11 protein-coding genes are annotated in these 13,202 nt (G+C 46.8%); 7 read left to right on the top strand and 4 right to left on the bottom strand.

Going from position 1 to position 13,202, the window contains the following annotated elements; all coding sequences use genetic code 11:
• The first annotated feature begins 38 nt into the window (after nucleotides 1–38).
• A complete protein-coding gene (locus B5J94_RS04660) occupies nucleotides 39–653 on the top strand; it encodes a pseudouridine synthase (protein ID WP_062499047.1) in 615 nt (204 codons plus the stop codon).
• A 25-nt stretch (nucleotides 654–678) separates the two neighbouring features.
• Here the strand turns inward: B5J94_RS04660 and B5J94_RS04655 are convergent, their stop codons facing one another.
• Entirely contained in the window at nucleotides 679–2,529 is a 1,851-nt protein-coding gene (locus tag B5J94_RS04655; protein ID WP_062499046.1) for a M61 family metallopeptidase, read from the bottom strand.
• A 283-nt stretch (nucleotides 2,530–2,812) separates the two neighbouring features.
• Here B5J94_RS04655 and B5J94_RS04650 point away from each other — a divergent pair, with 283 nt between their 5' ends.
• The 5 genes from B5J94_RS04650 to B5J94_RS04635 all read left to right on the top strand — a co-directional run bounded on the left by B5J94_RS04650 (nucleotide 2,813) and on the right by B5J94_RS04635 (nucleotide 7,095).
• Nucleotides 2,813–3,298 carry an FKBP-type peptidyl-prolyl cis-trans isomerase gene (locus B5J94_RS04650; RefSeq protein ID WP_062499045.1) on the top strand — a complete coding sequence of 162 codons (486 nt, stop codon included), beginning with the start codon at nucleotides 2,813–2,815 and terminating at the stop codon, nucleotides 3,296–3,298.
• Between the two features lie 359 nt (nucleotides 3,299–3,657).
• Nucleotides 3,658–3,780 (top strand): hypothetical protein, encoded by a 123-nt coding sequence (locus tag B5J94_RS14955; protein ID WP_255518641.1) that lies wholly within the window; start codon nucleotides 3,658–3,660, stop codon nucleotides 3,778–3,780.
• Between the two features lie 71 nt (nucleotides 3,781–3,851).
• Entirely contained in the window at nucleotides 3,852–4,322 is a 471-nt protein-coding gene (locus B5J94_RS04645; protein ID WP_062501342.1) for an META domain-containing protein, read from the top strand.
• 128 nt (nucleotides 4,323–4,450) lie between these two features.
• Nucleotides 4,451–6,574: an NADPH-dependent 2,4-dienoyl-CoA reductase gene (locus tag B5J94_RS04640; RefSeq protein WP_062501340.1), complete on the top strand. Its 2,124-nt coding sequence runs from the start codon at nucleotides 4,451–4,453 to the stop codon at nucleotides 6,572–6,574.
• 62 nt (nucleotides 6,575–6,636) lie between these two features.
• Nucleotides 6,637–7,095, top strand: a complete 459-nt coding sequence (locus B5J94_RS04635; protein WP_062501344.1) for a DUF1775 domain-containing protein — start codon at nucleotides 6,637–6,639, stop codon at nucleotides 7,093–7,095.
• A gap of 139 nt (nucleotides 7,096–7,234) precedes the next feature.
• Here B5J94_RS04635 and B5J94_RS04630 read toward each other — a convergent pair whose 3' ends face one another.
• Complete coding sequence (locus tag B5J94_RS04630) at nucleotides 7,235–8,182, bottom strand: DUF4424 family protein (protein ID WP_062500783.1); 948 nt, start codon at nucleotides 8,180–8,182, stop codon at nucleotides 7,235–7,237.
• 86 nt (nucleotides 8,183–8,268) lie between these two features.
• Here B5J94_RS04630 and hemB point away from each other — a divergent pair, with 86 nt between their 5' ends.
• Nucleotides 8,269–9,276, top strand: a complete 1,008-nt coding sequence (gene hemB, locus B5J94_RS04625; protein WP_062500786.1) for a porphobilinogen synthase — start codon at nucleotides 8,269–8,271, stop codon at nucleotides 9,274–9,276.
• Between the two features lie 180 nt (nucleotides 9,277–9,456).
• Here hemB and B5J94_RS04620 read toward each other — a convergent pair whose 3' ends face one another.
• Both B5J94_RS04620 and B5J94_RS04615 read right to left on the bottom strand, forming a co-directional pair.
• Complete coding sequence (locus B5J94_RS04620) at nucleotides 9,457–11,502, bottom strand: MacB family efflux pump subunit (protein ID WP_079363962.1); 2,046 nt, start codon at nucleotides 11,500–11,502, stop codon at nucleotides 9,457–9,459.
• An 8-nt stretch (nucleotides 11,503–11,510) separates the two neighbouring features.
• Nucleotides 11,511–12,815, bottom strand: a complete 1,305-nt coding sequence (locus B5J94_RS04615; protein WP_062500790.1) for an efflux RND transporter periplasmic adaptor subunit — start codon at nucleotides 12,813–12,815, stop codon at nucleotides 11,511–11,513.
• Between the last annotated feature and the right edge of the window lie 387 nt (nucleotides 12,816–13,202).

Genomic DNA, 13,202 nt, shown 5'->3' with positions numbered 1-13,202 from the left:
TATTTTAAGTTGAGATTGAAGTTTAAGAATACCAAATCATGCCTACCGTTGTCCTATTTAACAAACCCTATAATGTCCACAGTCAATTTAGAAAAGACCACGACCAGATGATGACCCTTGCTGATTATTTTGATGACAAAAGTCTGCGTGTGGCAGGACGCTTGGACAAAGACAGCGAAGGACTGCTCGTTCTCACCGATAACGGCACGCTCAACCATTTCATCACCACACCACCCACGCACGGCAAAGCCAAATCATGGGGCAAGACTTATCTGGTGCAAGTAGAGCATACCCCAACCGATGACCAACTTCATGCCCTGCGTACAGGCGTGACCCTAAAAGACGGTAAAACCCTGCCTGCCCGTATCCTACACCTAGATGATGACAACCTGCCCATCGATGTGTGGGACAGACATCCGCCCATTCGTGAGCGTAAAAACATCCCCACCGCATGGCTGATGATAACCATCTTTGAAGGCAAAAACCGCCAAATCCGTCGCATGACTGCCCACGCCGGTCTGCCTTGTTTAAGACTCATCCGCTTACAAGTCGGTAGTGATAAGCTCGGTTGGCACGTTGGCGACTTGGCTGTCGGTCAAAGCAGACGCATTCACATCAGCCATGATGAGCTGACACGAATACTGCGGGGCTGATTGGATAATCCTATTATCCAACACCCTATGATTTTAGCCATTTATCAAAAACAAACCACCCTTTTTCTTGGTAGTCTGCCGTACGCACCGACACACTCTCACGCCGTGTTGGTATGCCACGGGTCACGGTAAAGGTGCGAAGTTCATCACGGCGAAAAGCATGCACTACCACACTGCTTGCATGAGTTAGTGCTGATTTTATGCCCGCACCACTGGCACGAATGCCATCTATTGCCACGATGACATCACCCACCGATAACCCTGCACCACTGGCGATGCTGCCACGATGGCAATGCTTGATTTTAAGACCATCATCACCCTCATCTACGCTCACACCCCATGCTGTCTCTGTCTTTTGACTGTCCAGCACCACCCCAAACTCACTCATCAATGCAATAAGGGGCAACTCATCCACACCCACAACATACCTACGATAAAAGTCTTGCCATTCATCCACCCCCATCATCGCCCCAATGACATCGTCAAGGTCATCATCGCTCATACCAAAACGTTTATCATCGCTCTGTTTGGATTTGTCATAAAAGGCTTTGATGACATCAAACAGGCGGTATCTGCCCCCTGAATGTTTTAACAAACTCAAATCCAAGCAGAGCGCCACCAACGCCCCTTTGTTATAATAACTCACGCTCTGATTGGCGGTATTCTCATCGGGGCGATACAGCTTTATCCATGTGTCAAAGCTAGACTCCGCCACGCTTTGGTGCCTGCGACCGTCCGTCTTGTGATAGCGGTTGATTTGGGCGGTGATGAGCTTAAAATAACTTGCCCTGTCAATCACGCCTGAGACCAATAACATCAAATCATCCAGATAACTGGTAAAACCTTCAAACACCCACAACAGGGGCGTGTAGGCTTCTGCTTGCAAATCACTGTCCATCATCACATCAGGACGCACCGATTTGACCCACCACGCATGAAAATACTCATGGCTACATAGCCCCAAAAACCGCTGATAAGACTCGCTTGGCACATCAGACTCGCCCACCGGCAAATCGGTGCGTGGCGTGATAAGGGCAGTTGAGTTAATATGCTCTAACCCACCATAATCACTGCCCGTGACCATCGTCATAAAGGTATAATCAGCAAAAGGCACATCGCCCAATAAGTCAGCATAGCTTTGGCAAATCTTTTGTACATCTGCCGACAGCCTTGTCAAATCAGCACGGTGTCGCCCTGCGATAAAAAAGCGATGAGTCACCCCTTTGTCCGCCACCTGCACCGTAAAGTCAAACAGCGACTGCACCCCAAATTCAAAGGGATAATCATAATACTCAAAGGCTTCCTTGGGAGCGAGTGAATAGCCCGCCCCCTGTTCATGCTCACGCAGGACATGGGGCAGACCGCAGGCGAGCGATGAGCCTTGATTTTTTGCCAAAAAGCTCTGTGGCACATGCAAATGCACCTGAGCAGACGCCCACTCATTATTTGATATCATCAAAAGGAGCGATGTAAAATTACCAAACAGTCGGCTGTCATCAACAAATGCCGTCCGCACCGACAAATCATGGCAGTACACTTCATAATGCACCGTTATCCGCCCCGCCTGCCCAATGCCAGCAAATTCATAACGGTTCTTGGCACTTTTGCTTGCCCGATACGCCTGCCCTGTCTCATCATAGGCGATGACTTTGGTGATGTTCTTGCTAAACTCACGCACCAAATAACTGCCTGCTATCCAAGTTGGTAGCCACAAACTAAGCCCGCCATCAGAACGTTCAATGTCCGCCACATCAAAGCTCATGATGACATCAACCAAATGCTCATGACATCGGGTAAAGTCAAGCACATAATGAATGGCGACGTCCTGCTCGCTGTTCGTCTTTGGCAAATTAGGAGTTGGGTTTAGGTGTGTCATTGTATTTACCTTATTAAATTAAAATTGGTGTTGTTGTTTAAAAATTTAAAATCGTATGTGTAAGAAACAACAAACATTGTCAAACAATGTGCTGTCAGCTGACACCATTATAACAAAATTGATTTATATAACAAAATTGATTTAAATCTGCTTTAATCGACTTTTAAAAGATTTTTGTAACCAACGCCCAACATTTGCCAAAACTTTGCTATAATAGCTCTTGATTATCGGTAATGGCACCCCATTTACCGATAAACATTTTTCACTTTTATAGGAAAATTTCATGTCAATGATTGCAAATGACACCGTTGTACGATTCAACTACACCCTAACCAACAGCGACGGCGACGTGCTTGATAAATCAAATGGCGAACCGCTTGCCTACTTGCACGGTCACCACAACATCATCCCCGGTCTTGAAGCCCAAATGAAAGGCAAAGGTGCAGGCGATAAGTTTACCGTGACTGTTGCCCCCGAAGACGCTTATGGCGAGTACCTTGCCGAAGCTGTCCAAGAAGTGCCACGGGCAAATTTCCAAGGTGTTGAAAACATCGAAGTTGGCATGCAATTTCAATCACAAACTGACGACGGTCATGTCATGCTTGTGACTGTCAAAGATGTGAATGATGACGTTGTGGTCGTGGACGGCAACCATCCGTTAGCTGGTGTGACTTTGACGTTTGACGTTGAAGTGGTTGATGTGCGTGAAGCCACTGCCGATGAGATTGCTCACGGTCATGCACACGGTGTGGGCGGTCAGCATCACTAATTACTCATCGCTTACAAAACCCAAACGCTTGCTTTGGGTTTTTTGTTTTTTAAAGGATTATAATAAGTATTTTTCAATAAAGATACATCTAACCAACTTGATATTTACCACGGGTTTGTAGGAGTGTGCTGAGCACGCCCTTTAATGATATTACCGCACAAGGCATGCACAGCACGCCCCTACACCCAAACATCATTGTGTTTGTAGTAATTCTAAAAACTTAACGTGCAGGAGTGAACATAACACCCAAAAATCAAGACATTACATAGGGCAAATTGCAATTTTCCCCACAAATCCATCCAAAAATATCATCAATTAGCCATATAAAATTTAGGGCGTGTTGAACTTTGGTATTTGCAATGAAAAATGAGAAAAATCGCACGTTTTTCAAGGAAAAAACGCAGGCTGATAGTCATTCTATCAGACAAGTTTTTGACGATGAAAAACAAGATTTAGCCATTTTTCATGCAAAAATTGATTGAAATTGTCAAATTTTCATCTTATTTTATAAGAATGTTATCAATGTTCAACACGCCCTAACAAAGGTATTTTTATGAAACGCTTAACTTCTCTATTTATCATCGCCACCCTGCTAAGTGCCTGCTCTGCCCTGCCTGATAGCACAGCCACCCATTCCACCACCCAAGCCACGGCAGATGTCGCTCATGGGTCATCAGATGACACCGCACACCATCTAACCCATCTTAGCCAAGAGTGGCGACTGACCGCCGTGCAAGGCGTGGACTATCAAGGCAGACCTGTCGCCACACTTGATTTGACCGACCCTGCCAAAGCCAGTGGGCATGCAGGGTGTAACACCCTAATGTTTGGCATCAACGACATCCATGATGACACCCTACACATCAGCTCGGTGGCATCCACTCGCATGGCGTGCCCTGACATGGCGTTAGAGCAGATACTAGGACAACTGTTGCCCACGCTCACGCATTATAAAGTCAGTGCCACCGACCTAATGCTCTCTAACAGCCAAGGTCAGGCGTTATATTTTAAGGCAGTAAAATAACCCAATATTGGCAAAATATTAAGATGACCACCAAGTCATTTTCTCATCAAAATTTATCCCTTGTGATTTGCCCTGTGTTACAATAATCCTAGCCATTTCTTGTATCCACCCATTTCACAAGGACAGCCATGACCACATTTTTTAAAGGCAAATTTTTTAAAGCCAAACCCACCGCCACTCACACCGATGACACGCCCTATCCGCACATTTTTCGTCCGCTCGATTTGGGTTTTACCACCCTAAAAAATCGCATGGTCATGGGATCGATGCACACAGGGCTTGAAGATAGATTTTTTAATTATGGCAAGCTCGCCCGCTACTTTGAAGAGCGCGCCAAAGGCGGTGTTGCCCTGATTATCACAGGCGGTATCTCACCCAACCGTGAAGGCTGGCTCACCCCCTTTGGCGGAACGCTAAACCGCACCGCCGACATCATTCATCACGCCCGAGTAACCCGAGCGGTACACAAATACGACACCAAAATTCTCTTACAAATCCTACACAGCGGACGTTATGGCTATCAGCCTTTTGTGGTTGCCCCAAGCCCCATCAAGTCGCCCATCTCGCCCTTTAAACCCCGCCAAATGTCCGCCAAAAACATCAAGACAACCATTGACGACTACGTCCACACCGCCAAACTTGCCAAAAAAGCAGGCTATGACGGCGTGGAAATCATGGGCTCCGAAGGCTATCTCATCAACCAATTCCTATCCTCTCGCACCAACCAACGCACCGATGAGTATGGCGGTAGCCTAGAAAACCGAGCCCGATTTGCCCTAGACATCGTCAAGGCGATTCGTGGGGCGGTTGGTGCTGATTTTATCATCAGTTTTCGCTTATCTATGTTGGAGCTTGTTGAAGACGGTGCGGTCATGGCGGATGTCATTAATCTCGCCACATGGTTGGAGTCGGCAGGGGTAACGCTCATTAACACCGGTATCGGCTGGCATGAAGCCCGCATTCCCACCATCGTAACAAGCGTGCCACGAGCAGTTTTTGTGCGGTTTAGCCAAGCGGTTAAAGACGCCATCACTATCCCCGTCATCGGGGCGAACCGCATTAATATGCCTGACACGGCAGAGACGATGTTGGCAAATGGACAAGTGGATTTGGTGCAAATGGCACGCCCCTTTTTGGCGGACGGTGCGTGGGTACAAAAAGCCCAAACTGGCAATGCTCATCTCATTAACACCTGTATCGGCTGTAATCAAGCCTGCCTTGACCACACTTTTGCTGGCGAGCGAGCGTCTTGTTTGGTCAATCCACGAGCGTGCTTTGAGAGTGAATACGACATTCGCCCTGCCAAAAAAGCTAAAAAAATCGCCGTCATCGGGGGCGGTGTCGCTGGCATGACGGTTGCCGTTACCGCAAGCGAACGTGGACATGACGTAACCATCTTTGAGCGTAACAGCACGCTTGGCGGTCAGTTTAATTTTGCCAAAGTTATCCCTGGTAAAGAAGAATTTTTTGAGACCATTCGCTACTATCGCAACATGATAGAAAAGTTAAACATAAAAGTTCAATTAAATCATGAAGTTAGCGATGAATTCTTAAAAAATAGCAACTTTGACGACATCGTCATCGCCACAGGGGTCGTGCCACGCAAAGTGCGATTTGACGGCACCGACTTGCCACAGGTCATGACCTATGCCGAACTGCTCTCGGGACAAAAGGTCGCCGGCGAGCGAGTGGCGGTACTCGGAGCAGGCGGTATCGGCTTTGACGTGGCAGAGTTTTTGGCACATGGGGGCGTAATTGCCAAAGACGTCCATGACCCCACTTACCGCCCCACCGCCCAAAGCCCTGATGAGTTTTTTGCTCAATGGGGCGTAAACCCCGAGCCACACTATGACAGCCAAGGCGGACTTGCCAAACCTGCCCCCACGCCAAGCTGCCGCCAGATTTATCTACTCCAACGCAGTGAAGGCAAACTCGGCAAGGGCTTAAACAAAACCACAGGCTGGGTACACAAAGCGGTCATCAAGCAAGCCGGCGTTATCCAAATCGCAGGGGCAACGTACGACAAAATCACCGATGAAGGCTTATGGATAACGGTCAATGGACAAGCCCAACTGCTCCGTGTGGACAGCGTGGTGCTGTGCGTGGGGCAAGAGTCGGTCAATCATCTCATGCCGAAACTGGGCGACACCCCCAAAGCCCACTACCACATCATTGGCGGAGCAAAAAATGCCAAGCGCCTAGACGCCAAACGAGCGATTAGAGAAGGGTTTTTATTGGGGATTCATTTGTAGTTGAGAAAGATAATAAAATGTTATATAATTTCATCAAATCCATCATAACTTTGGGGTATTATATGACTTTTTTAAAAACTACTGCCATCGCCATGCTCACACTCAGCATGGCATTGACCGCCCATGCTCATGTTACTGTGCGTAATTTTGCCAATGGCGTGGACAGTTTGTCAGGCAAATCCGACAGCTTTCGTCTAAACGTCCCCACCAATCGCCACAAAGCCATTACCCAAGTGGAATTTGTCGTGGCGGACGATGTCAAGCTCCTATTCATCCACCCTGTGCCAAACTGGACGTACACCACCACCAAACGAGCCAATGGCGACATTGATAAGGTCATTTACACAGGGCGTATGGAAGCAGGTGAATTTACATCCTTTCCATTCATCGCCAAAAACCCCGCCAAGGGCGACATCACCGTCAAATACAAAGCCTACATCACCTATGAAGATGGCGTGGTCGTGCCATTTGACGGGTCAGCGGACGCTCACGGCTATCAGCCCACCATACTGTTAAAATAAATTAAGACCCATGAAAGCCACTCATCAGTGGCTTTTATTAAATCTCTTTCCAAACTAAAAATAAACCCTTATAAGTATTGGGGTTGAAGTTTTTAAAAATCCATAAAAATCAGGGTTTGGAAAGAAGTCTATTATTTTGTTACTTAACCCGAATAAACGCCACATCAATGTCCTGTGTTGGCACAAAATTATTTTCAATCACTTCAAATTTGCCCTGCCCCATCTTTTTTATTTTGCCTTTACCTGCCCAACAAAACGACACAATCTCATCGCTATCACGCTCGACAGTGAGTTTAAATCGCTCAATCGGTTTCGCCCAGTTTGCCCCCGTGGTTAGCACATAGCCCAATGCCGAATAAGACAAAGGGTGCGTGCCTGATTTTTTATCCAGATTTTGCCGAGTGGCTTTATCCAAACAAAAATTACTGTCTAGACTTTCATCGAAAAAGACACCGCCACCCACCATGGGGCGATAACTGTGGTTAATGCGAGTAATGGCATTGGCTTTAAATGTTTGTGTCCATTCATAGATTGCCTGCGATTTCCAATGCGTGTCTTTTTCGGTGATAAGGCGGTATAACGTTGGGTGCTTGCACGCTCGGATTTTGGCGTATATATTGGACAAACTTTCGTCATAATTGGCATGATGATATGCAGACAAAATCTCTTTATCCGAAAAACCGCATTGCCTAAATGCGTCCGTCACATCAAGCTCTGATTGCTCATCATGCCCTTTATATAAAAAGGCTCGCACGTGCATTTTTGGGCTAATGGCTTTGCCGTTCGCCCACACCTTAAAGCTGTTAAGCGTTGTCTCTGTGTCCGCAAAATCGCCATCGTATTGAATGCTCATCTTTGGCAAGGGAAACAGCACCGTTTGGCGAATGTCTTTATTGGTTAGGTTTTTAAATTCATACGCCACTTTGATGATGTCTTTACTGATGTACAAATCTTCACTTTTCATGGCGATATTGGGATTTTTGATGTACGCCACCCCACCCACGCCCACATAGCCTGTACTGTCGTTGGCATGGGCTGTGATACTTGACAATAACAGTACCAACAGGGAAAATTTTAACCGTTTCATGATTTATCCTGATTTCTCTTGATAAAAAGGTGTATAATTATCTTGCTATCTTTTAATAATTCTGTCAAGTTTATCAAGGCTACAATATGTCAAATTATACCTTTAATCGCACCTTTCCCCATACTCGCTTGCGTCGTTTGCGTGTCTCGGACGGCATTCGTGAGATGGTTGCCGAAACTCATCTGCAACCTTGCCATCTTATCGCTCCTGTGTTTGTCATTGAAGGGCAAAACCAACGCCAAGCCATCAAAAGTATGCCAAACATCGAACGGCTATCCATTGACCTACTTGTCAAGCATTGCAAAGAGCTGTATGAGACAGGTGTACGCATGGTGGATATTTTCCCTGTGATTGACCCCGCCCTAAAATCACCCAATGGCGATAACGCCTACAACCCTAATACTCTTGCCGTGCGTGCCGTCTCTGCCATCAAGGACGCCTGCCCCGAGCTTATCGTCATGACCGATGTCGCCTTAGACCCCTACACCACACACGGTCAAGACGGTATCATTGATGAATCAGGCTATGTGATTAACGACATCACCACCGAAGCACTCATCAAGCAAACACTCGCCCACGCTCGGGCAGGGGCGGACGTCATCTCGCCATCGGACATGATGGACGGTCGCATTCGTGCCATGCGTGATGCCCTAGAAGCGGACGGTTTTGTCAATACCGCCATCATGGCGTATTCTGCCAAATACGCCTCCGCCTACTATGGACCTTTTCGTGATGCGGTCGGTTCGTCAGGCAACCTAAAAGGACATAAAAAACAATACCAAATGAACCCTGCCAACCGAGACGAAGCCTTACATGAGGTCGCCCTTGACATCAAAGAAGGGGCGGACATGGTCATGGTAAAACCCGGTCAGCCCTATCTGGACGTGGTGCGTGAAGTCAAAGACAACTTTGGCGTACCGACCTTTGCCTATCAGGTGTCAGGCGAATACGCCATGCACATGGCAGCCATTCAAAACAGCTGGCTCACCGAAGCGGTCATCTTAGAGAGCCTTATCGGATTTAGGCGGGCAGGCTGTGATGGGATATTAAGCTATTTTGCCCTACCTGCTGGGCGGATGCTTGCTGAGATTTAAAAATTTGCTAACTTTATGATTTTATGCCACTTTTATGTTTAAAGTGGCATTTTATGATGGGTATATTTGGATTATGTTAAATAACTTTAATCCCACACCCTGTGCTTAACTTTGTATCAGTGATTGACTTACCAAGGGCGTATCACACGCCCTTTTCTTTTATCTCTGTTATCCGCCTTGCTAGTTATGAGCCAACGCATCCACAGGATTAAGCCTTGACGCATTACGAGCAGGCAAAAAGCCAAACACAATGCCGATGAGCGTTGAGCAGACAAAGGCAACCACGATAGATAGGGGTGAGTAAATCACGCCCACGCTGTCGCCCCCAAATTTATTGATAAGACTACCCACACCAAAGGCAAGCAGAATTCCCAAAACACCGCCCAAGATACACACCAACACCGCTTCTATCAAAAATTGTCCCAAAATATCCGACTGCCTTGCCCCGACTGCCATACGCACGCCAATCTCGCTCGTGCGTTCGGTAACCGACACAAGCATGATATTCATCACGCCAATACCGCCCACGATAAGCGAGATAATCGCAATCGATGAGATAAGCATGGTCATGGCGGTGGTGGTGGATTGCACCGTTTCTTTGATGCTGTCGGTGTTCATGATGTTAAAATCGTCCGTGCCGTGCCGTGATTTGATAAGCTCGGATATGGCAGTCTCGGCAATGGCGGACGGTGTGTCATCATCAATCAGCACGACAAAGCGGTCAACCGTATTTTTGCCAAGCATACGATACATGACGGTGGTATAAGGCAGATAGACGGTGGGCGAGTTGCTGGTGCGGGCAAAGGACGATGTTTTTTCGGACAACACGCCCACGATACGGGCAGGGACGTTGCCGATGAGCAGGGTTTGCCCGATAGGGTTGCCTTCGCTGTTAAAATAGGTCTTATAGGCGTTTTGGTCGATGATGACATCTTGGGCGGACGTGGCGACACTGGTTTCATCAAACATCTGCCCCATAGCCAATTTTTCGCCTGTAACGGACAAATAATCCTTACCCACGCCCGTTACTGTGCCTGTCGTGTCTTGGTTTTGGTAGCGGATATTGACCGATTTGTTTACCATGGGGCTGACCGACACGGCATAGGGCTGGTCGGCAACGGCTTGGGCGTCCGCCACGGTGAGATTATCTCGTCCAAACCGCCGTCTGGGGTCGCCAAAGGGATAGCCGTTCATCACGGTAATGGTGTTGGTGCCCAGGGCGTTGATGTCGGCTAGGATTTTGGCTTGTGAGCCTTGCCCTAGCCCCACGATAGAGACGACAGAAGCGATACCGATGATAATCCCAAGCATGGTTAAAAGGGTTCGCATTTTATGGGCTTTCATGGCATAGATAGACATTTTAAAGGCTTCTTTTAGGCGGTCTATCACGCCAAATAGGGCGTTTTTTGAGTCAAAGGTGTTTTTGCTAATAGGGCTTAAAACCGTTCGTGGTGAGCTTGTTGAACCATGACGGTTTTCCTTGTCCCGCAGGCATGGCTCAGGGCGAACGGAAAACTTAGAAGTATCAGCAAGTTTGTCATCAGTATAATAATCAGCAATGATATGCCCGTCCTTTAACTCAATCACTCGCTCGGCTTGGCTTGCCAAACTCGGGTCGTGCGTTACCATGATAATGGTGTGTCCGTCATCTTTTAGGCGGTGCAAGATGTTCATGACTTCCTTGCCAGAGCCACTATCCAACGCCCCTGTCGGCTCGTCTGCTAGGATAATATCGCCCCCATTCATCAAGGCTCTGGCGATAGAGACACGCTGTTGCTGACCGCCTGAGAGCTGATTGGGGCGGTTGGTGGTTTTCTCGCCCAAGCCTAATTGGGTAAGTAGTTCGGTGGCTCGCTCACGCCTTTTGGTGGTGTTCATGCCTGCATAGACAGCAGGGACGGTAACATTGTCAAGGGCGTTGATGTCGCCAAGCAAGTGATAACGCTGAAAAATAAAGCCAAAATGCTCACGTCTAAGCTTGGCAAGCTCTTCACTATCCATGTCGTCCACAGATTTGCCAAAAATGGTATAGCTTCCGCTTGTGGCTTTGTCAAGACAGCCCAAAATGTTCATGAGCGTGGATTTGCCTGAGCCTGATTGCCCGATGATAGCAACCATTTCGCCTTGATATAAAGTCAAATCAAGTCCATGCAAAACACGGACAGTCGTATCGCCAGCAGGGAACTCACGCACTAGGTTTTTGATTTGTATGAGTGGGATTTTCATTATGCCCCCTAACGCATGGACGGACTGTATTGGTATTGTTCGTCTTGACCTTGGCTATTTGAATCACCAATGACGACTTTATCACCGACGTTTAACCCTGATTTAATCTCGGCATCAATACGATTATTTAGCCCCACTTGCACCTCCACGGGTTTGGCGATGCCATCATTTGTCAGTACTTGTACACTATATTTACCCTCCTTGCCATCTCCTTTTAAAGCAGATGACGGTATGGTCAGCACGTTTTTGACCGAATCGGTAATAATGCTGACCTGTGCGGTCATGTCAATACGAAATTTGCGTTCAGTATTATCCACATCAAGATAACCGATATAATACACCGCAGAATCGGTATTACTGTTGGTGCTGATTTTCTCAGGGGCAGGCTCTACGCCTGCCAGCGTGGTGTCAAACTGCTGTTCGGTATTGCCAATGATGTTAAAGCGAGCAGGCATACCTGCACTTACGTTTACCACGTCTGCCTCGCTAATTTGGGCGTTAATGCGAACACGACTTAGGTCGGCAAGTGTTACAATGGTCGGGGCGGATTGCATGGCATTTACCGTTGTACCCTCTTTTTGGGTGATGGCGATGACCGTGCCATCCATCGGAGCAACGATTGTAGTATAACTCAAATCCTCAGTAGCAGTAGATAGATTGTTTTGGGCTTTGTTAATGTTTGCTTGTTGGCTTTGGATATTCGCCCGGGCAGAGACAACGTCATTTTTGGCATTGTGAACATTTGCTCTTGCCACTTGCACATTGGCTGTGGCAATCTCTACCGCACTTTTGGCATCGTCATAATCTTGGCGACTGATTGCGTCAATTTTTAAAAGGCTCTCCAAACGAGCAAAGGTTTGTTTGGCTTTTTGTAGTTCAGCAAGGCGAGCTTGTAAGGTCGCTTCTGAGCTTGCCACATTGCCTTGACTGGACGCTAGGTTTGCTTGGGCTTGGGCAAGGCTCGCCTCAGCTTGTTGCAAATTGGCACCTGCATTGGAGACGGTGTTTTTTTGTTCAACTTGGTTAATTTGGGCGATTAGGTCGCCTTTTTTGACTTCATCGCCCACGTCCACATACAGCTTGACAATCCGTCCTGACACCTGAGCCCCCACGTCCACGCTGTAAATGGGCTTGACTTTGCCTGACGCCATGACCGTATTTTCAATATCGCCCATGACCGCATCGGCAGTCAGATAAGACGGTGGGGCTTCTTTGGGCTTAAAAAAATAATAGGCAAGGACAATCAGTGTAATGGTAATAATGGCAATGATAAGCCATTTTAGGGGAAATTTGGATTTTTTGGCGGTGGGCATGGTTTTTTCCAAAAAAAATAGCAGAATAGAGATTGATTTTAAAAAATTGGTATTTTTAAAAACGGGTAAATGGTTAATTAATATTGATAAAAATATATTTATTCAAATAAGGTTTTTAAATTTTGGCATGGTTAATGGTAGGTTTGTCAAATAAATAACAATTTATCTTATCCTATATTATGATTAACTTTTAAATAATTCATTTATTTCTAATTTTATAAACTTTAAATTTATCTTAAAAAATCTGAATTTAACCAATGCAATTTTAAAAACCAATGACCATTATAAAATTTTTGTTTTAAACAACAGTCGTATGGTAAGGTGCGTCCCACGCACCTTTTTAAATAGAAATCTTATCGGTGCGTACTACGCACCTTGTATATCTCC

This window comes from Moraxella lacunata, from assembly GCF_002027545.1.
GTDB classification, from domain to species: domain Bacteria; phylum Pseudomonadota; class Gammaproteobacteria; order Pseudomonadales; family Moraxellaceae; genus Moraxella; species Moraxella lacunata.
Note: the sequence above shows the minus strand (reverse complement) of the source record. Positions and strands in the feature narration are given on the sequence as shown.

Bases quoted from the DNA above. Each gene is read 5' to 3' on its own strand.
- B5J94_RS04660 (WP_062499047.1), top strand. From the start codon at position 39: ATGCCTACCGTTGTCCTATTTAACAAACCCTATAATGTCCACAGTCAA.
- B5J94_RS04655 (WP_062499046.1), bottom strand. From the start codon at position 2,529: ATGACACACCTAAACCCAACTCCTAATTTGCCAAAGACGAACAGCGAG.
- B5J94_RS04650 (WP_062499045.1), top strand. From the start codon at position 2,813: ATGTCAATGATTGCAAATGACACCGTTGTACGATTCAACTACACCCTA.
- B5J94_RS14955 (WP_255518641.1), top strand. From the start codon at position 3,658: ATGAAAAATGAGAAAAATCGCACGTTTTTCAAGGAAAAAACGCAGGCT.
- B5J94_RS04645 (WP_062501342.1), top strand. From the start codon at position 3,852: ATGAAACGCTTAACTTCTCTATTTATCATCGCCACCCTGCTAAGTGCC.
- B5J94_RS04640 (WP_062501340.1), top strand. From the start codon at position 4,451: ATGACCACATTTTTTAAAGGCAAATTTTTTAAAGCCAAACCCACCGCC.
- B5J94_RS04635 (WP_062501344.1), top strand. From the start codon at position 6,637: ATGACTTTTTTAAAAACTACTGCCATCGCCATGCTCACACTCAGCATG.
- B5J94_RS04630 (WP_062500783.1), bottom strand. From the start codon at position 8,182: ATGAAACGGTTAAAATTTTCCCTGTTGGTACTGTTATTGTCAAGTATC.
- hemB (WP_062500786.1), top strand. From the start codon at position 8,269: ATGTCAAATTATACCTTTAATCGCACCTTTCCCCATACTCGCTTGCGT.
- B5J94_RS04620 (WP_079363962.1), bottom strand. From the start codon at position 11,502: ATGAAAATCCCACTCATACAAATCAAAAACCTAGTGCGTGAGTTCCCT.
- B5J94_RS04615 (WP_062500790.1), bottom strand. From the start codon at position 12,815: ATGCCCACCGCCAAAAAATCCAAATTTCCCCTAAAATGGCTTATCATT.